Source organism: Chryseobacterium sp. ISL-6, from assembly GCF_018613715.1.
GTDB lineage: Bacteria > Bacteroidota > Bacteroidia > Flavobacteriales > Weeksellaceae > Chryseobacterium > Chryseobacterium paludis.
In genome coordinates this window covers 1,012,829-1,036,489 of the sequence record NZ_JAGGPT010000006.1, presented here as the reverse complement: position 1 = coordinate 1,036,489, position 23,661 = coordinate 1,012,829, and the positions used below count along the sequence as shown (strand labels likewise).

Below are 23,661 nucleotides of genomic sequence, written 5' to 3'. Positions count from 1 at the left end.
AATAATTATATTTGTTTGCGAAATTTTTAACAAATTATGTCTAAAACAAATCAACCAACTAACTACCCGGCACTTTATACGCTTGTACTTGTATTCTTTTTCTGGGGTTTTATTGCTGCCGGCAATAGTATTTTTATCCCATTTTGTAAAAATTACTTCTCACTTGATCAATTTCAATCTCAATTAATAGATTTTGCTTTTTATACGGCCTATTTTCTAGGAGCGTTACTACTTTTTATATTTAGTACAATAAAAGGAACTGATATTATTGGTAAATGGGGTTATAAAAAAAGTATCGTTTACGGACTGCTCCTCTCCGCTATTGGTGCAGCCATTATGATTGTTGCCGTAAAAAGTAACGTATACTATGGAATGCTCGTTGGTCTTTTTGTAGTAGCATTAGGTTTTTCGATACAACAAACTGCGGCCAATCCTTTTGCTGTATTGTTGGGAGACCCTAAAACAGGTGCCAGCAGACAAAATCTGGCAGGGGGAATTAATTCCTTTGGAACATCCATCGGACCAATTATCGTCGGGCTCGCTCTTTTTGGAACAACAGCCACCGTAGATGATGATCAAATAAAGCATCTTGCTCTTGATAAAGTAATTTTACTATATACTGCTGTTGGTGCTCTATTCCTGATTGCTGCAGGTATTTTTTATTTTTCAAAGAAATTACCAGACGGTATCTCTACTGAACCTATGGAAAAAGCTGGAAAAGCCAGAAAAACTTTAATTGTAATGACAATTCTTGTAGTTCTGCTCTTTATTCCAGTATTTGGAAGTTACAATTCAGATGAAGCAAAAATTGTTGAAAAATTCAACAACCAGATAACGGCATTAGATAATAGTCTAAAAAAAGAAACAGATGCTGTAAAAATCACAGATTTAAAACAACAAATTGTAGATAAAAAAATTGAACTTGAAACAGTAAAACATCCTTTAGAGAAAAAAAGAATGATGTATCTGGGAGGAGCTTTACTGGTAGTCGTTATTTCTCTTTTATTCGCGAATACAAATTCGAAAAAAAATCCAGAAGGATGGGGAGCTATGAAGTACCCACAATTGGTTTTAGGAATGATCGCTATCCTTTCCTATGTTGGTGTTGAAGTAGCCATAGGAAGTAATTTAGGTGAACTATTAAGCCTTCCGGAATTCGGCGGACATCAATCTTCAGATCTGGCACCCTACATCTCTATGTATTGGGGAAGTTTAATGATTGGAAGATGGACAGGTGCAATTACTGTATTTAATTTGAGCAAGAGACAACAAACAATTGCTACTGTGATTGTTCCTTTTATTGCATTCCTTGTAATTATAGGCATCAACACAATTGCTCAAAAAGACATGTCACATCTTTATTTCTATGCCATCTGTATCGTGATTCAGATCATCTTATTCTTAATTAGCAAAAATAAACCAGCCTTAACGTTGATCATTTTTGGAATATTTGGAGTTACAGCGATGATCATAGGATTATTAACCACAGGAAATGTTGCCATTTACGCATTCCTTTCAGGAGGTTTAGCATGTAGTATCATGTGGCCATCTATTTTCACTTTAGCAATTACAGGCTTAGGCAAATATACTGCTCAAGGATCAGCGTTCTTGGTAATGATGATTTTAGGAGGTGGTATTATTCCTCCTTTACAAGGAAAGCTTTCTGATATTATCGGTATTCACAGTTCTTATTTCATTCCTGTACTGTGCTTTGCATATATTACATTATTTGCTTATTTAGCTAAAAAAACATTATCTAAGCAAGGAATTAACGTGGACATTTTAGAATCAGAAGGTGCGCACTAATAATTTAAAAATATATAAGAAAAAAAGATTTTGGGCGGGTATATTACTTGCCCAATTTCTTTTGTTTTTTCTTTTTTCAAAATCGAAAATAATTATTTCCATTTTCGAAAAGTTTTTTGAATTTCAAAAGGCATTTCATCAGATTATCTTCTCATGGATTCCTTTTTCGTTTGGTGATCTTTTTTATGTCTTATCAGGCATTATCGCCGCTTACTTGATCTATCAATGCTTTAGAAAGAAAAAAAGGAATAATGCTATCTTAAAACTCCTATTGATCATTAATCTCTTTTATTTTTCATATCAGGTTTCTTGGGGAATGCTCTATTTTCAAACTCCGATCATAAAGAAATTAAAGAGTCAGGAAAAACCAAATGTAATAAAAGCTAAAAAATTAGCTCTTAGATATCTTGAAAAATGTAAAACCACCCGAACACAGGTTTCTGAAGATAAAAATGGAATCTTTGTAGCCCGTGACTTAAAAAAAATTCAAGAAGAAATTATTTTACAACAACTAAAACTTCCAAAATATATTTCTGATAAAAAAGGAACCCAAATTAATTCATTTAAATCCAGCTTATTTAGAAATGTAATGAACTATAGTGGGATTTTAGGATATTACAACCCTTTTACGGCAGAAGCTCAATACAATTCAATGTTACCGTCTTCATTTATCCCTTTTACATTGGCTCACGAAAGCTCGCATCAATTGGGATTCGCAAGGGAGCAGGAAGCTAACTTTATAGCTTATTTAGTAGGTGTAAATTCCAAAAACCTGGAACTAAGATATAGCACTGAATATTTTACGTTAAAAAGCCTTTTAAGATTCATTATTGAAGAAGACCCAAACTTCGTAAAATCGATATTAAACCATTATTCTAAAGGAATGAAAAGAGACCAGTTATATGAAAGGAGTTTCATTTTAAAACATCAGGGATGGCTGGATGATTTCTTTGGTATTACCAACAATCTTTTTCTACAAAGTAATCAACAGGAAGGTTCTGTCACATACTCCTATTTCATTGATCTACTGCTGAATTATGAACAATAAAAAAGAATCGTATCAGGCGATACGATTCTAAAAACACAAATGATGAAAAAAAATTTATTACCTTGACTTGTTCCCTCATTCAAGGCGATGTAAAAGTACAATAATATTTATAAAAACAAAAACATTTTTGCCCTTTTGTAAAACTTTATGAAAACTTTATGATTTTTTAAGTTTACTTGAGTTTACTATGAAATTATAGTATTTGTAGTATTTTTTTTAATTAAATATAAAAAATTTATCAACAAGCTTATTTGAATTAAAAAATCACATAAAATCAAGATATTTTTTAATTTCTATTTTTTAACAATTTCAAATAACTCTACTTTTCGATGGTAGGAATTTCTACATAGCTATCCGTATACCACTTTACTTCCAACGGCTCTTTAGCATCATCTATGGTTTCGTCACTTACATCTTTTCCCGATCCATAATTAATCTGATATGCAGATGTTTTATTAATTCCCAGCAATATTATAAGACGGCTTCCTTTTGGTATCTTTTTACTGACAAACATCGAATTAATAACAGGAATAGTTTCTACTTTACCCGGATTCAGGAGCTTTCTCTTTTCTCTATCTTCAGCATAGCTTGCTCTTCCCAGAAAATCCGATAGAAAGAAAATTTTATTGTCTGGTTTTACCTGAAATAAAGAGATCGTGATATCCATATCTTTTTTATTTATAGCTGCTTTTAACTGTGCATTAAAGGCTCCACTAATTATAATATCTCTATCTAATATTTCTGTTTCGTATACAAGAGAATTATTAATGTTCAGACTATCCTGTTTACTGACCTTAAAATACACATCTTTATCATCTCTCATTTTAAAATCAATAGTTTGCTTTACAAAATCTCCTTTTGTTGGCTTTTCTTTCGTTAAACTTAATTTTTCATCTTTCTTTTTTGCGAGATAAAATTTCAGTTTACTGTTATGTGTTTTTTCCAATACCGGAACATGGAGCCACTCATTTGTGTCCATAATCTGAACATTTATTTTATCTTTTAACAATTCTGGTTTCACACCATCCTTTAAAATATAATCAAACCAAGAAAAGGCTAAATCACTTATGTTTATTCGTGCTACAGCATCCAGGTTATAGCCTCTTAGCTCATTGATCCCATAACTTTGAGCACCTCCATGATCATATGGACCCATCACTAAATAATGATTTGAATCCTTATTATATTTATAATACTCCTTAAAGTAATACATAGCACCAAGCTGGTCATCATCATAAAAACCTGTAGTCGTAAGAACAGGAATATTTATTTTCGAAAAATCGTTTTTATAAGGAACCATATTCTTCCAAAATTCATCATAGCTTGGATGATCTAACCATCTTTGAAAGATTTTATCTTTTTGCCCTTTTACAGAGTTAAGGGTTCTAAACGATTTTCCGCTTTTATACCATGACTTATTTATCGAATCCCATTTAGTGAAATTCTTAAAATCAGATTCATCTGTTAAGTTATTATTTGTTACGTAAGATATCCATTGCAGCATATAGCTCATAAATACATTGTTCGTCATAGGATAATCTATGCCAATACCTACAGAAACCTGGGGAACGATTGTTTTCAAAGCGGGATGAAGTTTCTTCACAGCTCCCCACTGGCTAAACCCTAAGTAGCTTCCACCTATCATTCCAACCTTGCCATTACACCAAGGCTGCTTACTGATCCAATCGATCACGTCATAAAGATCCTGTGATTCATGTTCAAATGGCTCTATATCGTCCTTACTATCCCTCTTACCTCTTGTGTTTACTACAACGCCAATATAGTTATATGCTACAGCTCTTTTTCCTAAAGCATAATCATATTTGCCAGCATAAATATTATTTGTCAGAATAACAGGCAAAGATTGTTCGCTCCCTTTTCTGCGCGTAATTATCAAGGTTACATTTCCTCCAGTTCGTGTTTTAAGATCAAATGATTCTACATTATACCTTTCTTTATCTTTCAAAAGCAGTAATTCAGTCACTTTTGATTGAATCCCGGAAGAAACCTTATAATCCAAATAGCTTACAGCCAACCCTATTCCCAAAGCATTTGTTAGACTGTCTGTTTTCAATGAAGCCAGTGATTTCTTTAATTTATTTTTCTGAAGTGGCATATCTTCGTTAAAAACCTCTGCTATTCGAAATGAATATTTTTCAGGAAGTGTGGCATATTTAATATTAAAAGCCTTCTCTACGGCTTTTGGAAAAGCCATCTTTTCATTTTTCTCTATATCCTTAGCTGAAGCATATATTTCGTAATTAATAAATTTAGTACACGCGCTTTTAGGGTTTGCAAAAGCTATTCTATATTTCTCAATCGTAGTAATGGATTTTTTAAAACGCCCGGCTAAAATTTCCAGTTTAAATAGTTTCTCTATGGAATCCAATTTCTTGGCTCTCTCATATTTCCCCACAATTCCAGATGCAATATTTGAAATACTTTTTTCTAAAATTGCCGAATCAGATGCAGCAGTTTTAGGAAAGTATATTTTTTGTGCCGACAGTATATTTATAAAAAATAATACAGTGATTATAAGTTTAATTTTCATTTTAAATCAGATTATAAAAATTATTTATTAGAAGCTCAATAACGTTCTATACTATCCCAAAATTAACAAAGAAAAAAGAAAATCTAGCCCTAGATGATTGACATTAACAAAAGTAATATTATTTCATACAAACTTGATTAATCTTATGTAAATTAGCAATAAGTATATAATTATCAGAAACTTATAAAACAACCCTGTATATCAACTGTGAAAAAAACCTAATAAGTCCCATAAAAATGAAAAACCATTTGCTTTTTTAAAACATCTTTGTATTTTAGATAAAAATATTAACATGACCTTAGATAAACTAATTAGCTACTTGAAACTAGACAAACAGGAGTTTCTTTTCCAATTCAATTCACACCCTAACTACCCATCTGCATTAGCTTTTAGCGATACTCTTAACTTTTTGGGCGTAAAAAATGATGCTTACGAATTGGATAAGGAATATTGGGATGAACTTCCCGAAGAATTCATTGCAATAGTCGACAATTCTTTCTCTTTAGTTAAGAAAACGGGAGCTCAATATTCTATTTATTCTGATAAGTCCAAAACTTTAAATAAAGAAGAGCTTTATAAAAATGCAACTGATTTCGTTTTACTATTTGAAAAAACCGTGAATGCGGAACAGAAGATATCTAATTACAAACCTTTCATATATGCAATTTTAGGAACAATTCTTCTTTACTCTATTATAAATTATTCATGGTACACGGTCCTATTCAATTTATTGTCTGTAGTTGGAGTTTATATTTCTTTAGAAATTTTTAATCAGAAATTTGGAAACACTTCAGCTGTTATAGGAAGTATATGTGGTGATACCGCTGCAAATCAAACCATCAATTCATGTAATAAAATTATTAATGAAGATAAAACAAGTATTCTAGGGCTGAAATTTTCTGATTTCTCACTAATCTATTTCATAGGAATTGCTGTATTAGGACTGTTCTTACCCGCTACAGGTTATGTAATAAAAGGTTTCACAATCGTTTCACTGATTGCCATAGGTTATTCTGTCTATATACAAGCTTTCGTCGAAAAAACATTTTGTCGTGTATGCCTTCTGATCATTTCAATCTTAATAGCACAGCTCATTATAACATTAGTCTTTTTTGAAAACTTCTATTTCAATACAAACATTGCTATATTAAGCTTATTATTATGGGGAATCATCTTCTTCGCAGTTTCTTATTTCAATACTATTCTTACAGATAAGGAAAGTCTTCAAAAATCAAATGCTAAAAACTTGAGATTTAAAAGAAATTATGACCTATTCAAAAGGGAGCTTGTTCAAAATGAAAGAATTACTTTTACTGACAGCCAAACTTTTTCATTGGGAAATAAAGATGCTAAACTTCGTATTTCCGTTGTTTCAAATCCATATTGTGGCTTTTGTAAGGGTGCTCATGAGATCCTGGAAGATTTGTTAAAAAAATACCCTAATGAACTTTCTGCACAACTACGATTTAATTATTTTTCAGAAAAATCAAATGAAAAATCTACAGGTCTTCTATCAGATTTCACAAATATTTATAAAAATAAACATGAAAGTGAGTTTTTAAAAGCAATTGAAACCTGGTTTGAAAATAAAGATGAAAAGCAAATCAGAGAAATAGCAGGATCAAACGGTCAGTTAGAAGATCTTAACCCCCTTAATTTAATGTCACTAGAAAATGCAGATGCTGGATTAAACTTTACTCCAATCTTTATCATTAACGGATTCCAATTTCCTGATAAATATGACCGCGAAGACATTCATTATTTTATTGATGAATTAATTGAAGATGAAGAAATTTAAAATAGTTACAATAATTTAACAGAATTCACTAATTTAGGAAAAAAATTAAAGTACCCCTGAAAACCACAGAAAGCTAAAGGTATCAAAACTATTGCCATGGAAAATTTAAAAAAACTTTCACATCAGAACTTTAGAAGAGTAAGTAGCGGTCTGATAACAGGTCCGCTTCTTAAGACAGCAGCTCTATGTCATACCTATTGTCCTGTAGAGATTTATAATATTTTACCAGCAAGATACTTAATCATTGATGATAGTTGTGGGCTTTAATGAAAGTCGATATTAAAAAATATTAATAAAGAATGTCGTCTATTTGACGACATTTTTAAATGATTATAAATTTTGAAGAAATTTCCTTTTTACAGGCAGCCGGATGCCAAAGATTGTGGCCCTACATGTCTTAGAATAGTTAGTAAACATTATGGTAAGAGTATATCATTACAGCAAATACGCAGTCTTTCAGAAACAACTCGTGAAGGGAGTAGTTTGCTTGGGCTAAGCGATGCTGCTGAAGACTTAGGATTCCGTTCATTAGGAGTCCAGGTCGATTTCACTACACTTGCTGAAGAAGTTCCTTTTCCATGCATCGTGCATTGGAACAAAAATCACTTTGTGGTTGTTTACAAGATCGACAAGAATAATAAGGTTTTCATCTCGGATCCCAGTTATGGATTAATAACCTACAGCAGAGATGAATTTATAAAATTATGGATAGGTGAAAATGCCACTGAAAAGACAGAAGAGGGAATTGTTCTTATCCTAGAAACTACTCCTGCTTTCTTTCAGACGGAATTTGATGATAAAGAAAGTAAGGCAAGCTTTTCTTTTCTCTCTAAATATCTATTAAAATATAAATCACTGGTCATTCAACTGGCAGTAGGACTTTTAGCAGGAAGTTTACTATCCCTCATATTTCCTTTCCTTACTCAAAGTATTGTAGATGTCGGAATCCAAAACCAGGATTTACATTTCATTTATCTTGTCTTACTGGCTCAGATAATGCTTTTCCTTGGAAGGATGGGTATTGAAGTCATTCGAAGCTGGATTTTACTTCATCTTTCGGCAAGGATTAACATTTCTATTATCTCCGATTTTTTCATCAAACTTATGAAACTTCCTATCAGTTTCTTTGATACAAGAATGACGGGTGATATCATGCAGAGAATTAATGATCATCATAGAATTGAACAACTTCTTACCAATTCCTCTCTGAATACATTATTCTCACTTGTTAATTTAATTATTTTCAGTATCGTACTGTTAATGTATGATTACAGATTATTTATTGTTTATTTAGTAGGTGCCATTTTATATATCGGATGGATCACTTTCTTTTTAGCAAAAAGAAAAGAGCTTGACTATAAAAGATTTTCCCAAGTTTCCCAGGAGCAGAGCAAAGTAATTGAATTAATCAACGGAATGCAGGAAATAAAAATGCATAATGCTGAAAAGCAAAAACGTTGGGACTGGGAATTTTTGCAGGTTAAATTGTTTAAAATCAGGATTAAATCATTATCATTAGAACAATGGCAATCTGTTGGGGGTAATTTTATTAATCAGATGAAGGACATTCTCGTAAGTTTCCTTTCCGCTAAATTAGTTTTAGATGGAAATCTAACTTTGGGTATGATGCTTTCAGTACAATACATTATAGGACAACTGAACAGCCCTTTGTTACAGCTTATTGATTTTATTAAACAAACTCAGGATGCTAAAATCTCACTTGAAAGATTAGGGGAAATACACGATAAAGATGATGAAGAAAACAAAGATGAACAGTATGTTTCTGAGCTTCCAGAAAAAGACATAGAAATTGAGGATCTTTCTTTCAGATATATAGGTTCTGATGTTAATGTTTTTGAAAGTTTAAGTCTAAGTATTCCCTATCAAAAAACCACTGCTATTGTTGGAGCCAGTGGAAGTGGTAAAACAACTTTACTAAAGCTTTTAATGAAGTTTTATGAACCCAATAAAGGTGATATTAAAATCGGAAGTACCAAACTGAAAAATGTTTCACCAAGGTTCTGGAGAGATCATTGTGGTGTGGTAATGCAGGAAGGATATGTATTCAATGATACTATTGCGAACAATATCGCCATAGGAGAAGATTATGTAGACAAACAAAAACTACGAAAGGCAGTAGAAATTGCGAATATAAAAGATTTTATTGAAGAGCTTCCGTTAAGCTACAATACTAAAATAGGAAACGAAGGTGTAGGTGTAAGTGGTGGACAAAAACAAAGACTCTTTATAGCAAGAGCGGTCTATAAATCACCGGAGTACATCTTCTTTGACGAAGCCACTTCTGCTTTGGATGCAAACAATGAAAAAGTTATTATGGAAAATCTGGAACAGTTTTTCAAAGGAAAAACAGCAATTGTTATTGCACACAGACTTTCCACAGTGAAACATGCCGATAAAATCATTGTCCTTGACAAAGGAAAAGTAGTGGAAGAAGGAAATCATGCGGAATTAGTGGCGCTAAGAGGTGAGTATTACAGACTTGTAAAAAATCAACTGGAGCTTGGAAGTTAATTTATTTTTTTCATTAACTTCACTATACTAATCATAAAAAATATTCATTATGAAAGATTTAAAGAAAATCAAAAGACAAAACTTAAAAGAAATTCAAGGTGCAGGACCAATTCCAGCTTATCCTTGTAACTGTTTTTGTATCATCGGAGTCAACAAGGTATGGAATGCTTGCAATCAATACTGTCCGGGAGGAGAAGTAATTCCAGGTGTTGAGATGGGTAATGACCCAAAATGTGATTACATACTACCTTTATAATAATTTAATTATTTAGAGATTAGCCAAAATCCTCAAATTGAGGATTTTTATTTTCAATTGTTTATTCTTGTATGGAAAAAGAAATTTTAGATAATATAGAACTTCGTTCAGAAAGTGTTCAGGATATTCTTACACGGCCGCCACATTGGATGATTCGCTGGGGAAATACCATTATATTTATTATACTGATCCTCATTTTAATTATGAGCTATATAATAAAGTATCCCGAATTTGTATCAGCACCAATTGTTGTTACCTCACAAAATCCGCCTGAAAAGCTTGAAGCAAGGACGAATTCCAAAATCGAAAAAATCTTTATTAAAGATCACCAGGAGGTTAAAAAAAATGATGTTCTTATGGTTATGCAGTCTGCAGCCAATTATAAGGATGTCCTGGAATTAAAAAAAATTATAGATTCCTTAGCCCCTAATCAGCTTTCTTCTTTCCCTATCAATGAGACTTCACATTTCAAACTTGGAGAGCTGCAAGGTGATTACAATAATTTTGCTAAAGCATTCCAGGATCAGGATCTTTTTACAAGGCTTCAACCTTACGCACCCGAGAACCTGGCAACTAATCAGAGTATTTCTGAGTATAGAGTAAGAATTGCTACTACAAAACAACAAAAAAGCCTGGAGCAGGCAAAATATGAGCTTACAAAGAAAAGTTATCAAAGATCTCAGGATCTTTTCACTCAAGGAGTAATTGCATCCGTAGAACTTGAAGGTGAAAAAATAAAATATCTTCAGGCTCAGCAAAATCTGGAAAATATAACCATCTCTTTATCACAGATGGAAGAAGCCATTTCCAATCTAAATAAAACAAAAAGCGGAACTGCCATTAATACTGAAAAAGATAAAATCAATTATTCTTCACAGAGTTTACAGTTATTTGAACAATTAAGAAAGTCCCTGAAACAGTGGGAGCAGAATTTCCTGGTTATTTCCTCAACAGATGGTATTGCTAGCTTTCAGCAATTTTTCGGAGAGAATCAGTTCGTAAAAACAGGTGATGCTATTTTATCTATACTTCCTAAAAATAAAGATAAACTGGTAGGAAGAATGTACGTTCCTCCTATTAACTCAGGTAAAATTACTCCAGGGGAAAAAGTATTGATCAAATTAGATAATTACCGTTTCCAGGAGTATGGTATTGTAGAAGGTAAAGTTCAAAATATCTCTCTTTCTACTGATGACAAAGGCAATTACTATGTAGATGTAGTGCTACCTAAAGGCTTGAAAACTTCTTATAACAGAACACTTACTTTTGATAAAGAACTTAAAGGTAACGCAGATATTGTAACTCAGGATCTAAGACTTATAGAGAGGTTCTTCTACCAGATCAGAAAACTACTTGGATATCAAAGTTAATAATCTTTAAAATATACAGGCCCACAATAAATTATTGTGGGCCTTTCTTATGCAAAAACAAATAGACTTTAATTTATAATTATAATTACCTTTCTCGTTATGAAAGCTCAAGGAATATGACTTCAAATACAAATTAACAGGAATCCATACTCCATTTTCTAACTTTTGAAATTGGCTCGTTTTTTATACTCAGAAAAACCTTGGATACAGAGAATAAAAAAAAGGAAAAGTAATCAGATTACCTTTCCTTTTTAGTAGCGAAGACGGGAATTGAACCCGTGACCTCAGGGTTATGAATCCTGCGCTCTAACCAACTGAGCTACCTCGCCTTTTTGGTGGTGCAAATATATAAAATATTTCTATACCTCCAAAATTATTTTAGCTTAAAAAGCTCCAAAACATCGGCAACATGATCTGGTTTATTGATTATCTTATTGTTAGCATCTAAAATAAAATAAGTCGGTGTTGCATGAATATTATAGGTTTCACTATAACTACTATTCCATCCTCTCAACTCAGAGTCATTGATCCAAGGAAAAGCTGCAATTCTCTTAGAATAAGAATCTTTATCAATATCCAATGAAAGTCCTATTATTTGTATATTTTTCGCTTTAAGATCATTATACTTTTCTAAAAGTTTAGGCAACTCGGTCTCACAGTGAGAGCAAGTAGATGACCAGAACACAACAATCTTCTTATCAGCTTTCACATCATAGATCGACTTCGCTGTTGTATTAACAGGAGACTGGAACTTATAGTTAGGAAAAGAAGCACCTATCTGTACATTAGCATTCGATTTAAGCGTTGATGCTAATCTGTCTGTAATTGTACATTTTAGATTCTGGGCTTGATCAAGATACTTTTTCTTTAGGTCTGCCATCTCATAAACATCAAAAATGTCTATTAATTCAGATAGTACAGTTTGGCCCCGTGGCGTTTCTACTTTTAACTGGTTTAACAATTTATCAACAGAGCCTCCGACGTTAGTATTCCCCCCAGAATTAAGATAAGCCACTAATACGGGTCTCAATAATGATGAAGTTTCAAGCATATCATTAGACTTATCAATAAAGTTTATTATATCATCCTGAGAAACTTTTTTAGAAGGATCATTGCCTAAAAACTTAGCGTAATTGGTATTATAGTAATAAATAAATGGGTGGTCTGTTTGATTCACTTCAGTACCCTCACCAGATAAACGATTGATTTCAGTTTTCAAAGCTTTACCAAAATCAGTATTATCTTTATAATACTCTTTAATCTGAGCTAATGCAGGCAATATTAATTCCTTTTTTTGAGAACCTTCCTGTTGTTTGCTCATTAAACTATTGGATTCATCCTGATAAATGACATCCTTAATTTTATTGCTTTGAGTATCCAGTTTGATACTTACATTCTTATTCTCAGAAATGAAATTAAATGTATTGTTACTATTAGGAAAATACATTTTCATCATTCCCACATAGTTCTGGGGATATTTAAAAGTCCATACATTATTTTTACTTTGTTCTTTTGTAAAAACAATATCTTTAGAACCATTTAATGTATATAGAATTGCATCTTGATCTTTAAAATCAGCTGGTGCCTGAACAGTTACCGTAAATTGAGCCTGTAAAGAAAAAGCAGATAAAACTGCTGATAATACAAAAATCTTTTTCATAATGTAAAAATAAAAAAACTCACTGATTAATCAGTGAGTTTTAAGTATTTTAATAAAATTTTTATATTTTCTGGTTTTTGTACTTTTTGGTGAAAAATACAATAAGTAAGACTGCTATTATTGACAACGCATATACATACATATCAATTGGAGCAGCTCCCGGACCTACACTCCCACCACCATCACCTGGTTGTGGAGGCTGCCCTCCTCCTGGACCTGAACTTCCTTGTGCATTGACCAAGAAAACAGCAAAAAGGAAAAGACCATATATTAATTTATTCAAAGCTTTCATATATTTTATTTTAAGATTTTAGTGTTAACAGTTTCTCCCTTATCTGAAACAATTTTTACAACATAAGAATTTTTAATAGAATTATTTAATTCAATTACAAAATCTGTAGAAGTATTTACTGCCTTTTTAGAGATAACCAGCTTACCACTCATATCATAAACTTCAATATCTGCTTTTTTCCAATCCGGATCAAATCTTACAATATAGTTTGTAATATCCGGATTATAAACTACTTTAGTTCTTGAAGGCTTAACCACAGATGCTTCACCTGCAACAATTCTAGCAGAAGATTCATTTGGTGCCCCATAATATAGACTATATTCTGTTCCAGTAGCAGGAATAACATCTCCTTGTTTTGCTTCTGTTACTGCTCCGTTTGGAGCTTTATAATAGAAACCAACACCTGAAGACAATTGGTGTGTACCATTGCTTACTAGTTCAGCATTTTCTCTAATTTCAAATTTAAAAGATTTTATTTTGTTGCTATAAGTAGCTAACATAACATTTTTCCCTTTAAAATTGTTTTCATTAGCCTCATTGATATATAACCAATACTTTGCAGTGTAGTTATTGTCATAACCTCCGTTGGTGCTTTCTTCGAAAGTACCTACAACGTCAGCTGTTGAAGCTGTATATTGAGTTCTAGCAGTTGCAGAATTTCCTGTAGTTGCATTAGGATAAACTACATAATAAGTTTTTCCAATTTCAGCACCATTAGCATCAAGAGCTATAATTCCCAATTGCTTTACAGTTCCTTGTGAACTACTTGCTGCATTTCTGCTTGCATTAACATTATAATTTGTATTTGCATCTCTACTATAGTAATTAAATCTTCTCAAATTAGAAAAATTTAAAACATCTGTATTACTATTGTTGTTAAGCTTAATAGCAAATGCCCCTAAAGGTCTTACCAACATATAATCAACATCTCCAGTTGGAACACCAGCACTGAATGTGATTGCTTTATATGATGTGGAGCTACTACCATTTGCGTTTGTTATAACTCCTGAAACATCAAGTCTTACCCCATAGATATTGCTAAGATTGACACCGTCACCATTTGCTGCCGGTTCATTATATGCAATTTTAGATAAGTCAAGATTGGTAAGGAATGGATTAGCATACTGATACCAGTTTTTACCATAATTACCAGTCCAAGCTGTTCCACCTGCAGCTATTTCGAAACCATCCTGAATGTAGGTGTTGTATTTTTCTTTGTAATCATTCAAACTAGAACCATTTGCTCCAAAATTGACTGTACCTGCGTTTTGTAAAGTTACACTCACTTGTGAAGCATCTACATCACTTAGTGGACGTCCTTTTACAGTACGTGTTACACTGCTTACATCAAGTCCATTCCCTCCAAGAATCCAATAAGCATATGCATAAGCAGCATCTGCAAATTTATAGATTCCATTTATGTTAGGTAAATGATGCCACTCTGCTCTGGTATTATCCCAGTGAAGTATTCCGTTTTTGGAATTTCTCACTCCATTAAACGTTTTTCCTAATTCAGCACTAAGAGTAGCAGGGGTTTTCATAAAGAAAGGCATACCAACTTGTTGGTAATCACCATGACGGATCTGTCTGAATTCTTGATCGACAATTCCTGTAATATTCGCTTGGGGAATACCTGTAACGAATAACTGTCCGTAAGTATAAACGGGAGTAGATGCAGAACTGTTTGTATTTACAGATGCATAAGCAGTAGGTTCATTAAGCTTGTTAATAAAATTACCACCACCATTGGTTTCTGTTTTGTCTGCATTTGAAGCATCAATAGTTTTGATAAGGTCTGTTGCTGTACCAGCAACCATAAAATTTCCATGGTTCTCAATAGTACCATTACCTTTCATTTGTAAACCTCCACCACTATAAACTAGTGTGCCCTTACTTACATACATATTAGCATTAGCGTCTACGTGACATAATATCTGCGCCTGAACAGAATAACTAATTGCTAAAAGACCTATAGCAAATAAACTTTTTCTCATTGTATAAATTATTTGTGTGTGTTATAATACAATCTCACCCGCAAAGGTATGATTTTTTTCATAACAAAAAAATTATTTTGATTATTTAATAATAATATTATCTTCCGTTAATATTATTTTTTTCTCTTCACCTATTGCAAACATATGGTCTTCCAATACTTTTTCGGTTGTTCCCCTAAGTCCTCTGGCTCCCAATCCTTTGTCCAAAGTTTCATCTACAATTTTTTCAATAGCACCATCAGTGAATACCAATTCCGTGCCATCCATTTTAAAGAGCTCTACAAACTGGTTTACAATTGAGTTTTTCGGTTCCTTCATAATGCGTACCATTGTTTCTTTGGTAAGTTTATCAAGATACGTTATGATTGGAAATCTTCCCAAAAGTTCGGGAATTAATCCGAAAGAACGTAGATCAATTGCATTAATATTTGTTAATACATATTCATCTTCATCCACGTTGTTTATTTTTTCGGAGCTGAAACCTATCGCCTGTTTGTTCATTCTCCTTTCAATAATTTCTTTAATACCATCAAAGGCTCCACCAGCAATAAATAATATATTTTGTGTGTTTACCTGGATGTATTTCTGATCCGGATGTTTTCTACCTCCCTGAGGTGGAACATTTACAATACTTCCTTCTAATAGCTTCAACAAACCTTGTTGAACCCCTTCCCCGGAAACATCTCTTGTAATACTTGGATTATCAGATTTTCTAGCTATTTTATCGATCTCATCGATAAATACAATTCCTTTTTCCGCTTTTTCAACATCATAATCTGCCACCATAAGCAGCCTTGATAAGATACTTTCCACATCTTCTCCGACATAACCTGCTTCGGTCAAAATTGTCGCATCTACTATACAAAACGGGACATTAAGCTCTCGAGCTATTGTCTTTGCTAATAATGTTTTTCCCGTTCCTGTTTCACCAATCATTATTATGTTTGATTTTTCAAGCTCAACTTCTCTATTTTCTTCCTGAGCATGAAGTAATCTTTTATAGTGATTGTAAACTGCAATCGAAAGCTGTTTTTTTGCCTGATCCTGTCCGATCACATATTGATTAAGAAATTCTTTAATTTCTTTTGGCTTTTTCAGGGTATCTATGTTTTCTGCCGGTGAAAATTCAGTTTTAGTAGCACTGTCTTTAACAATGGAGTGAGCCTGCTCTATACAATTTTCACAAATAAAGCCGTTCTGACCAGAAATAAGCATCTGCACTTCATTTCTTTTTCTGCCACAGAAAGAACATTGGTTTGAATTCATACTATTATATAATATATATGTTAAAGAAAATCGCAAAAAATTTCTTTTTTACGATCTCTTAATTTTTAAGAATTAATAATTGAGTTTCGAATTTCGATGTACTCTTCGTCCGTTAATTTTAATCTTTCATTTCTGAAATTCATATCCTCCACTTTATTTAATGGGATCAGATGAATATGCGCATGAGGAACTTCTAATCCTACTACCGCAACACCTACTCTAATACATGGAATTGCAATTTTAATCTGTTTTGCCACTTTCTGAGAAAATGCCCACAGATTTTTATACTCTTCGCTTTCTAAATCAAAAATAAGATCGACTTCTTTTTTAGGAACAACCAATGTATGTCCTTTCACTAATGGCATAGCATCTAAAAATGCTATAAAATTCTCATCCTCTGCAATTTTATACGAAGGAATGTCACCGTTAATGATTTTTGTAAATATAGTACTCATATTGATCAGAAATTAGATGTATTACAGAGTGATTTCTAATACTTCAAAAGATAACTTATTCCCATTTGGAAGAGTGATTTCAGCAGTTTCACCTATAACTTTTCCTAGTAACCCTTTTGCAATAGGTGTATTCACAGAAATTCTACCACTTTTCAAGTCACTTTCATTATCAGGAACCAAAGTAAATACCTGTTCTTGCTGAGTTGCATTATTTTTTAGTCTCACAGTCGTTAAAATGGAAACTTTTGAAGTATCTAATTGGCTTTCATCTATAATTTTAGAAACAGAAATAACATCTTTAAGTTTAGAAATTCTCATTTCAAGCATTCCCTGCGCTTCCTTCGCTGCATCATATTCTGCATTTTCAGACAAGTCACCCTTGTCTCTTGCTTCTGCTATCTGCTGAGTAATTTTAGGTCTTTCTACAGTTTCTAACTGTTCCAGCTCAGCTTTCATTTTATCTAACCCCTCCTTTGTAACATAGCTTGCCATAATTTTCAAAATTTAGTTTTAGTATAAAAAAATAATCCGACATTTGTCGGACAATGTTTTCGTGTTGTAATCGTTTAATTTTTACAAATATATAAAAATTTAAATTGAAATGAAAAAAACTTTTTCAATCTTATCCTTTTTTACCTTATTGACAATCAGTGCGTTAACTATAAATTCTTGCGGAAGTCGAGAAGATACTGTAAGTTGTTTTCCAACGAGTCCTATTAACGTAACTTTAAACCTTAATCTTCCTGCTTATTTTAATTTGACGCAACCACAGGGCTGGCTCTATGTAGACGAACAACAATCCGGAACCAGAGGTCTGATTGTAGTGCGTGGAAGTAATAATACATTTAAAGTATTTGATAGAAATGCACCTCATCTTTGTCCTGATAATGACACCACTCTTGAGGTTAAAAATAACATAAGCATTGTTTGCCCTAAAGATAATGCTACCTGGATCTTACTTACTGGAAATCCAACATCTGTTACCTCCCTACCTCCTAAAACCTATCCTTATAATTACGATCCTGCAACAAGAGTTTTAAGTATTTATTATTAAAATTAAATTATGAAAGTCGTTATACAGAGGGTTTCTGAAGCTCATGTAAAAGTAGATGGAAAGATCGTAGGTGAAATTGGAAGTGGCTTTATGCTTCTCATTGGTATAGATGAAAATGATGAACAGACAGATGCAGACTGGCTGGTTCAGAAAATACTCAATCTCAGAGTTTTTGCCGATGCAGACGAAAAGCTTAACCTTTCAATAAAAGATATTTCAGGAGAAATTCTTTGTATAAGCCAGTTTACGTTAATCGCAGATTATAAGAAAGGAAACCGCCCATCATTTATAAAGGCTGCAAAGCCAGATAAAGCAATTCCTCTTTTTGACTATTTTAAAGAGGAGATTGCAAAGTCCGGATTAAAAACAGAAAGTGGGATTTTTGCCGCTGATATGAAGGTTTCTCTCATCAATGACGGACCTGTAACAATTGTAATGGACAGTCAAACGAAATCATAGATTATAAATTTCATAAAAAATATTAAAATATCAATAGAATTTAATAAATTTATTTCACCAAATATTGAATTTTAATACAAAATACTATGAAAACAAAAATCTTTCTTTTATTGATTTTCTGCTTTATGCTATCTTTCGGACAGAACAGAAAAGGGCAGTTTCAACTTGAAAAAAATTCGAAATCACATTCACTCTATGTTTGTTTTTCTAAAACCAGTCATCCAAATGACCTTATTAATGCGGTGTTAAATAAGAATCCTTCCCTGAAGGAATTTGTCCAAAAAAATGAACTGTCATTTGTTGATGAGCTTGGTTTCAGTGATAAGAAACTGAATGAAATGATTGAAGCCAGTAAAAAGTATAAAAAATCAGGCGAGTCCATTGAAAAGCTGAAACGAATTTATAAGGTTGAGAGCCCTATAAAAGATAATGATAATATGGTAAGGCTGGCACGAGATTTCGAAAGGTTCCCGGAAGTGGAATATGCTTCTATACTAAGTAATGAACCTATAACTCCTCCATTTACCAAAACCTTTGTTGCCACTCCAAATCTGGAAACCTCTCAGAATTATTTACTTGGTAATCCAGGGATCAATGTAAATTATGCGTGGTCAAGAGGAATTACAGGTCAAAATGTAAGAATCCGTGATGTGGAATATGGCTTCCACAAACCTCATGAAATGCTTGTTACCCGAAATGCAATTCAATATGAATCCGGAGTTTTACCCAATTCATCATTAACGGATCCTAACAGTTCTTATTATAGTTATCTTGACCACGGAACTGCTGTGATGAGTATCCTTGGTTCAGCAAAAGATAATATCGGACTTTCGGGGACAGCATATAACGCAACAGAAATGAAGGGTTTTCTGGAATGGACTACAAGTTCATACAATAGAGTGGCTGCTGTTACACGTTCAATAAATGCGTCTCAGGCTGGAGACATTATTTTATATGAAATGCAAACTGGAGGACAGAATTCCAATTATGTTCTTGCTGAATATAATAATGTTGTCTGGGATCTGACAAAAGCAGCAACTGATTCAGGAATTATTATCATAGCCGCTGCAGGAAATGGAAATGAAAATCTGGATAATTCCTTTTATTCGGCTTACAATGCGAGGGGAAATAGTGGTGCGATTGTTGTCGGAGCCGGCTCGGATACATCTCAACATTCCAGATTAAGCTTCAGCACGTATGGTTCAAGAGTAGATGTACAGGGTTGGGGTCAAAATGTTCTAGCCGCGGGTTATGGTTCTTGGGCTAAATATGACAATGACAATAACAGAACATACACTCTCTTTAACGGAACAAGTTCAGCTACACCCATCGTTGCTTCTGCCGCGATACTGATACAATCTTTTAATTTCCAACAAACCGGACAGTACCTTAGTCCTTCCGAAATGAGAAATATCCTTATCAGTACAGGAATACCTCAAGGTGGTAATCTGACGACAAAAATCGGCCCTCTTCCAAATATCAAGGCTGCTATAGAATATTTAGAAAGCAACCGTACTACGCTTTCATCAAAGACCATGACATTAAGTCCTTTAAAAGTTGAAATATATCCTAATCCTGCATCAAATTTTATTTCGATTAGAAATTCTGAGGATAAGGAGGTCAATTTTGAAATCTTTAATATGATGGGACAGTTGGTATCAAAAGGAACTATTTTAACGGATAAAAAAATTGATATATCAAATCTTCCAAAAGGCAACTATCTCATTCACTCTACTGATGGACAAAGGAGAGTTGTAGAAAAATTCATTAAACAATAAACTATCATTAAAAACGTCTCCCATTTTTTGAGAGACGTTTTTTTAATAAACTTTTATAAAAACTATTTCGCAGGTATACTGCTGAAATTAAGTGCTACCTTTAAGTTCATATCTGAACTGGTCTGATTTTTCAGCTCATAAACTGTTCTTACGGTTACTCCGTTACTCTTTACTACTTCATCTAGAAATCCGTTATTATCCAGATCCAGATTCAGACTTGAGCTGTTTGAAGAAATATTGGTACGGGAAGCCACTAATCTTTCTCCTGTACCTGTTGAAGAAATGTATACTTTAACGCTTTTTAAAGCGCTTAAATTTCCACCTGCCGGAGAAACTACAGAAATTTTCGCATCTGCTAATCTCACGTCTTTTATTTTCGCATTGTTATTTCCACCAAACCAGGTCTGCACATTGGAAGCTGTAGCAGTAGAAGATACTTCTTTGTCTGCAGGTACTCCTGTGGATACTAAAACATTTGCTGTATAAGGGAATGTATTCTGAACCAATGACTGTACTGTTCCACAACTAACAAGAGCAGCTGAAGCTACTATTGCCGTTAAAAATATATTTTTCATAATTAGTAAATCTTAATAATGGATACATTACAGAAACTATACCAAAGATCATTCTACACTTACAGAGAAACTTCCTTTTGTGTTTCCTGATGCCATATTACTTTTTCCAATAATTAACCAAATCTCTCCTCTTCCTGCAACCTGATAAAAAATATCTCTTCCAAAGGGTCCATCATAATCTCCGTTTGGCAGTTTTATTTGATTAAACCTAATGTTAAAATCTTTCTCTTTAGTAGAAATAAAGGCTTTAAGGTCAGCTTTATTATAATTAGTAATCTTTAATATCAACTCCTGCCCATCTTTTGTAAATTGTTCTCCTACAGTAAAGGGAAGTTGGGACGCATCAGCAGTTCTTATAATCTGACCTTCTTTTTCACTTCTCATCACGCCTTTTTTTAAAACATGTTTAGTGACGGGAGAATTATTAATAAGCGAATCTTTTTGTCTTAGCGCAACAGAATCTACTGATGATTCGGGATGAGGCTGCTCGCTAACCATGATCGAATCTTTGTTCGCTGTTTCAGTATTTGCTTCTTTTTTACAAGAAATAATAATCAGTGGGATCAGCAATAAGGACTTTTTCATAATAACTATTCTTTTAATGTTTCATAGTAAAGAATTTTTGAAAGAAAGGTTGGTGACTTCTCTTTTTCTACTTTACTAATAATTTGTTTTTTTAAATTTTTATCATTTTTTTCTTCGGCATATTCCAGTAACTTTTTATCACTGAAATTAATGGATTTTACATGATAATTAACCACAAAATCATTTCGTTTCATGTTTTGGGAAGTTATAAAACCACCCCAATTGATATAACTACAAGCCAAAATTGTTCCATAAAAATACCAGGTCATTGTATTAAATAAGAATGCATTTCTTTTTTTTCCTTGAATTTTAATAAAGGTCATTATCAGGCCAATCAATGCCAAGATCAAGAATCCATAAACTCCAAGCCTTTTATAAGTAAAACCGTAATTAATAATATATTCTGAATTTTTTATCATTGCAGAGATGATCAATACAGTATTCAGCAATATCCAAATCTTAGCCAGAGTTTTCAATAATCCTGCTTTTGGATCAAAGTTGAAACTGGATTTAAAGTAAAACATGATCACCAGTATTGCCATAATGATCGACATGATCACAGCATTTACCCTTTCATGTGTTTCTTCTGAAAGTTGGCTAGGGGTCTTTGCCACCTCATAAAACTGTTCGTAATTATAAGTAATTATAAAAAAAATCAGCAGAACATTTAATGAGAAAAAGGAGATCACTCCACTCATTCTTTCGGCATCTAGGTCCAGAAAAGAGTAGCTTGATTTTACTGTTTTATCTTTCTCATGAAAAGTATTATCTAAAACATGGTTTTGTTTGTAGATAAGTTTTTCAACCGTATAGGTCCAATAATTAAAGGCAATAAAAGTCCCTAAAATTGTAATACAGAATAACTGCCAAAAGTTGACATCTAATTCAATGTTGGTAAAGAGATTGGCAAAATGATCACTCCCCACAGAATAAATTCCAAAGAAAATAGCTATTAATATTATAGGAATAAGAATAAATGCAAACAGCTTCTGCCATAACCTGGAAATATTTCTTTTTGGGAGCCACTGATCAAAACTAAAAAACCGACAGAAAAATGTAAAGCAATTCACTACAAAAACAGGAATTAGTAAAAGAGTTTTCATCCTTTTATTTTTAGATCTATAGGATAAAAGTAAAAGGGAACTTACAACTGCCAAAAATGAAGGAAAATCTCCATACCAGGCAAATGCTACAGAAGAAAGGACACTTGTAAGAACCAAGGTATAAAAAACTTTTGTCTTGTTTCTTTCAGGTGTTTTATGCCAGGTAAGTACAGAATAAATAATTCCTAAAATACCTAGGTTTAGTCCTACATTTTCATCATAAAACAGAATGATGAAGAAGGCAGTTGTAAGTAATATATAATGATGTGTTTTCATGATGTAATTAATAATGGGTTATTATATTTTTTTGTTGAATGAAATCTTTCAGATTTTCGAAGTTTTGCCACAATAAAGCTTCAAAATCCCATTGGTGAAAAGGCCTCATATTCTTGCCTTTTTTATATGCCTGCAGGTACATTTTAGAATATTCCGGTAATATCAATGTTCCTAATACAATTGCTGCCAAAAGGTGAGCATTGATCTTTCCGTTTCCTAGAAGTAGGAATTGCATCGCAATTTCATCTTCAAAGTTGGTTCCACATCCAGTAATAAGATGATGTACATCATGATTTTCCATTTTTGGGATCATTGTAAATCCATGACGTTTATAAAACTCACCCAGCTTTCTTCCTAAAGAATCCTCACTGAAACTAAGCAGTTGTTGCTCATTAAACTGCCATTGCCTTTTCTTTTTCTTAAAATACTTTCTGTACAATTTTTGAGTTTTATCATACACAAAGAGTAAAAAGCGAACACGTAATTTTTTCATACTTTGATTATTTTAATAGACTGAGTCCAGTGACTGTGTAAAGGATAGCTATAGGAATATTGGCCAGGAGTATACTCGTTGCCTGTAAACAAGTGTTAAGTTTAGATTTATAGGCAAAGCCATAAATCAACAATCCCAATATCACTAAAAGATTAAGAACGGATCCAAAAATAAGCAACATAAAACCACTCACTGCGAATAGATCAACTCTGGTTATGAGATATCCGAAAAGACATATATTTCCGAATAAAAATGAAGATCCGAACACATATTTTCCAATGTTTAAAATTTGTTTATTATTCATATTACA

Annotated in this window: 21 protein-coding genes and 1 tRNA gene; 9 read left to right on the top strand and 13 right to left on the bottom strand. The window is 32.9% G+C overall.

What is annotated here, in order from left to right; all coding sequences use genetic code 11:
- Positions 1–36: 36 nt before the first annotated feature.
- Positions 37–1,806: an MFS transporter gene (locus J7E44_RS15605; protein ID WP_214831292.1), complete on the top strand. Its 1,770-nt coding sequence runs from the start codon at positions 37–39 to the stop codon at positions 1,804–1,806.
- 61 nt (positions 1,807–1,867) lie between these two features.
- The gene (locus tag J7E44_RS15600) at positions 1,868–2,854 is read left to right on the top strand and encodes a DUF3810 domain-containing protein (protein WP_251040603.1); all 987 of its coding nucleotides are present in this window, start codon (positions 1,868–1,870) and stop codon (positions 2,852–2,854) included.
- Between the two features lie 319 nt (positions 2,855–3,173).
- Here the strand turns inward: J7E44_RS15600 and J7E44_RS15595 are convergent, their stop codons facing one another.
- Positions 3,174–5,405 carry a CocE/NonD family hydrolase gene (locus tag J7E44_RS15595; protein ID WP_251040591.1) on the bottom strand — a complete coding sequence of 744 codons (2,232 nt, stop codon included), beginning with the start codon at positions 5,403–5,405 and terminating at the stop codon, positions 3,174–3,176.
- A gap of 292 nt (positions 5,406–5,697) precedes the next feature.
- Here J7E44_RS15595 and J7E44_RS15590 point away from each other — a divergent pair, with 292 nt between their 5' ends.
- The 4 genes from J7E44_RS15590 (at position 5,698) to J7E44_RS15575 (ending at position 11,361) form a co-directional block, all read left to right on the top strand.
- Complete coding sequence (locus J7E44_RS15590; RefSeq protein ID WP_214831290.1) at positions 5,698–7,203, top strand: vitamin K epoxide reductase family protein; 1,506 nt, start codon at positions 5,698–5,700, stop codon at positions 7,201–7,203.
- A 339-nt stretch (positions 7,204–7,542) separates the two neighbouring features.
- The gene (locus J7E44_RS15585) at positions 7,543–9,735 is read left to right on the top strand and encodes a peptidase domain-containing ABC transporter (RefSeq protein ID WP_214831289.1); all 2,193 of its coding nucleotides are present in this window, start codon (positions 7,543–7,545) and stop codon (positions 9,733–9,735) included.
- 49 nt (positions 9,736–9,784) lie between these two features.
- Entirely contained in the window at positions 9,785–9,991 is a 207-nt protein-coding gene (locus J7E44_RS15580; RefSeq protein WP_214831288.1) for a hypothetical protein, read from the top strand.
- Positions 9,992–10,062: 71 nt separating this feature from the next.
- The gene (locus J7E44_RS15575) at positions 10,063–11,361 is read left to right on the top strand and encodes an HlyD family secretion protein (RefSeq protein WP_214831287.1); all 1,299 of its coding nucleotides are present in this window, start codon (positions 10,063–10,065) and stop codon (positions 11,359–11,361) included.
- 255 nt (positions 11,362–11,616) lie between these two features.
- Here J7E44_RS15575 and J7E44_RS15570 read toward each other — a convergent pair.
- The 7 genes from J7E44_RS15570 to greA all read right to left on the bottom strand — a co-directional run bounded on the left by J7E44_RS15570 (position 11,617) and on the right by greA (position 17,520).
- Positions 11,617–11,690: transfer RNA gene (locus J7E44_RS15570), tRNA-Met, on the bottom strand.
- Between the two features lie 44 nt (positions 11,691–11,734).
- The gene (locus J7E44_RS15565; RefSeq protein ID WP_214831286.1) at positions 11,735–13,021 is read right to left on the bottom strand and encodes a TlpA family protein disulfide reductase; all 1,287 of its coding nucleotides are present in this window, start codon (positions 13,019–13,021) and stop codon (positions 11,735–11,737) included.
- A gap of 61 nt (positions 13,022–13,082) precedes the next feature.
- On the bottom strand, positions 13,083–13,313 hold the full coding sequence (locus tag J7E44_RS15560) for an Fjoh_0651 family PID-CTERM protein (protein ID WP_214831285.1): 231 nt from the start codon (positions 13,311–13,313) through the stop codon (positions 13,083–13,085).
- 5 nt (positions 13,314–13,318) lie between these two features.
- Positions 13,319–15,307, bottom strand: coding sequence for a T9SS type A sorting domain-containing protein (locus tag J7E44_RS15555; protein ID WP_214831284.1), 1,989 nt, complete (start codon positions 15,305–15,307; stop codon positions 13,319–13,321).
- A gap of 81 nt (positions 15,308–15,388) precedes the next feature.
- Entirely contained in the window at positions 15,389–16,573 is a 1,185-nt protein-coding gene (clpX, locus tag J7E44_RS15550; protein ID WP_214831283.1) for an ATP-dependent Clp protease ATP-binding subunit ClpX, read from the bottom strand.
- Between the two features lie 65 nt (positions 16,574–16,638).
- Positions 16,639–17,028, bottom strand: a complete 390-nt coding sequence (locus tag J7E44_RS15545; RefSeq protein ID WP_214831282.1) for an HIT family protein — start codon at positions 17,026–17,028, stop codon at positions 16,639–16,641.
- Positions 17,029–17,049: 21 nt separating this feature from the next.
- Positions 17,050–17,520 carry a transcription elongation factor GreA gene (gene greA / locus J7E44_RS15540; protein WP_214831281.1) on the bottom strand — a complete coding sequence of 157 codons (471 nt, stop codon included), beginning with the start codon at positions 17,518–17,520 and terminating at the stop codon, positions 17,050–17,052.
- Positions 17,521–17,629: 109 nt separating this feature from the next.
- On the opposite strand from greA, the gene J7E44_RS15535 reads away from it, so the two are divergent.
- The 3 genes from J7E44_RS15535 to J7E44_RS15525 all read left to right on the top strand — a co-directional run bounded on the left by J7E44_RS15535 (position 17,630) and on the right by J7E44_RS15525 (position 20,319).
- On the top strand, positions 17,630–18,082 hold the full coding sequence (locus tag J7E44_RS15535) for a hypothetical protein (protein WP_214831280.1): 453 nt from the start codon (positions 17,630–17,632) through the stop codon (positions 18,080–18,082).
- A gap of 9 nt (positions 18,083–18,091) precedes the next feature.
- The gene (gene dtd, locus J7E44_RS15530) at positions 18,092–18,541 is read left to right on the top strand and encodes a D-aminoacyl-tRNA deacylase (RefSeq protein WP_214831279.1); all 450 of its coding nucleotides are present in this window, start codon (positions 18,092–18,094) and stop codon (positions 18,539–18,541) included.
- 86 nt (positions 18,542–18,627) lie between these two features.
- Positions 18,628–20,319 carry a S8 family peptidase gene (locus tag J7E44_RS15525; protein ID WP_214831278.1) on the top strand — a complete coding sequence of 564 codons (1,692 nt, stop codon included), beginning with the start codon at positions 18,628–18,630 and terminating at the stop codon, positions 20,317–20,319.
- Positions 20,320–20,381: 62 nt separating this feature from the next.
- On the opposite strand, the gene J7E44_RS15520 is transcribed toward J7E44_RS15525, so the two are convergent.
- From J7E44_RS15520 to J7E44_RS15500, 5 genes are read right to left on the bottom strand one after another with little or no spacing between them, the layout of a single operon-like run.
- Positions 20,382–20,894, bottom strand: coding sequence for a hypothetical protein (locus tag J7E44_RS15520; RefSeq protein ID WP_214831277.1), 513 nt, complete (start codon positions 20,892–20,894; stop codon positions 20,382–20,384).
- A gap of 48 nt (positions 20,895–20,942) precedes the next feature.
- The gene (locus J7E44_RS15515) at positions 20,943–21,479 is read right to left on the bottom strand and encodes a hypothetical protein (RefSeq protein ID WP_214831276.1); all 537 of its coding nucleotides are present in this window, start codon (positions 21,477–21,479) and stop codon (positions 20,943–20,945) included.
- A gap of 5 nt (positions 21,480–21,484) precedes the next feature.
- Positions 21,485–22,858: a DUF4153 domain-containing protein gene (locus tag J7E44_RS15510; RefSeq protein ID WP_214831275.1), complete on the bottom strand. Its 1,374-nt coding sequence runs from the start codon at positions 22,856–22,858 to the stop codon at positions 21,485–21,487.
- A 7-nt stretch (positions 22,859–22,865) separates the two neighbouring features.
- A complete protein-coding gene (locus J7E44_RS15505) occupies positions 22,866–23,351 on the bottom strand; it encodes a Coq4 family protein (protein WP_214831274.1) in 486 nt (161 codons plus the stop codon).
- 7 nt (positions 23,352–23,358) lie between these two features.
- Entirely contained in the window at positions 23,359–23,655 is a 297-nt protein-coding gene (locus J7E44_RS15500) for a hypothetical protein (protein WP_214831273.1), read from the bottom strand.
- Between the last annotated feature and the right edge of the window lie 6 nt (positions 23,656–23,661).

What these genes read in the sequence shown, in the direction of transcription:
- J7E44_RS15605 (WP_214831292.1), top strand. Translation starts at nt 37, where the DNA reads ATGTCTAAAACAAATCAACCAACTAACTACCCGGCACTTTATACGCTT.
- J7E44_RS15595 (WP_251040591.1), bottom strand. Translation starts at nt 5,405, where the DNA reads ATGAAAATTAAACTTATAATCACTGTATTATTTTTTATAAATATACTG.
- J7E44_RS15590 (WP_214831290.1), top strand. Translation starts at nt 5,698, where the DNA reads ATGACCTTAGATAAACTAATTAGCTACTTGAAACTAGACAAACAGGAG.
- J7E44_RS15580 (WP_214831288.1), top strand. Translation starts at nt 9,785, where the DNA reads ATGAAAGATTTAAAGAAAATCAAAAGACAAAACTTAAAAGAAATTCAA.
- J7E44_RS15575 (WP_214831287.1), top strand. Translation starts at nt 10,063, where the DNA reads ATGGAAAAAGAAATTTTAGATAATATAGAACTTCGTTCAGAAAGTGTT.
- J7E44_RS15565 (WP_214831286.1), bottom strand. Translation starts at nt 13,021, where the DNA reads ATGAAAAAGATTTTTGTATTATCAGCAGTTTTATCTGCTTTTTCTTTA.
- J7E44_RS15560 (WP_214831285.1), bottom strand. Translation starts at nt 13,313, where the DNA reads ATGAAAGCTTTGAATAAATTAATATATGGTCTTTTCCTTTTTGCTGTT.
- J7E44_RS15555 (WP_214831284.1), bottom strand. Translation starts at nt 15,307, where the DNA reads ATGAGAAAAAGTTTATTTGCTATAGGTCTTTTAGCAATTAGTTATTCT.
- clpX (WP_214831283.1), bottom strand. Translation starts at nt 16,573, where the DNA reads ATGAATTCAAACCAATGTTCTTTCTGTGGCAGAAAAAGAAATGAAGTG.
- J7E44_RS15545 (WP_214831282.1), bottom strand. Translation starts at nt 17,028, where the DNA reads ATGAGTACTATATTTACAAAAATCATTAACGGTGACATTCCTTCGTAT.
- greA (WP_214831281.1), bottom strand. Translation starts at nt 17,520, where the DNA reads ATGGCAAGCTATGTTACAAAGGAGGGGTTAGATAAAATGAAAGCTGAG.
- J7E44_RS15535 (WP_214831280.1), top strand. Translation starts at nt 17,630, where the DNA reads ATGAAAAAAACTTTTTCAATCTTATCCTTTTTTACCTTATTGACAATC.
- dtd (WP_214831279.1), top strand. Translation starts at nt 18,092, where the DNA reads ATGAAAGTCGTTATACAGAGGGTTTCTGAAGCTCATGTAAAAGTAGAT.
- J7E44_RS15525 (WP_214831278.1), top strand. Translation starts at nt 18,628, where the DNA reads ATGAAAACAAAAATCTTTCTTTTATTGATTTTCTGCTTTATGCTATCT.
- J7E44_RS15520 (WP_214831277.1), bottom strand. Translation starts at nt 20,894, where the DNA reads ATGAAAAATATATTTTTAACGGCAATAGTAGCTTCAGCTGCTCTTGTT.
- J7E44_RS15515 (WP_214831276.1), bottom strand. Translation starts at nt 21,479, where the DNA reads ATGAAAAAGTCCTTATTGCTGATCCCACTGATTATTATTTCTTGTAAA.
- J7E44_RS15510 (WP_214831275.1), bottom strand. Translation starts at nt 22,858, where the DNA reads ATGAAAACACATCATTATATATTACTTACAACTGCCTTCTTCATCATT.
- J7E44_RS15505 (WP_214831274.1), bottom strand. Translation starts at nt 23,351, where the DNA reads ATGAAAAAATTACGTGTTCGCTTTTTACTCTTTGTGTATGATAAAACT.
- J7E44_RS15500 (WP_214831273.1), bottom strand. Translation starts at nt 23,655, where the DNA reads ATGAATAATAAACAAATTTTAAACATTGGAAAATATGTGTTCGGATCT.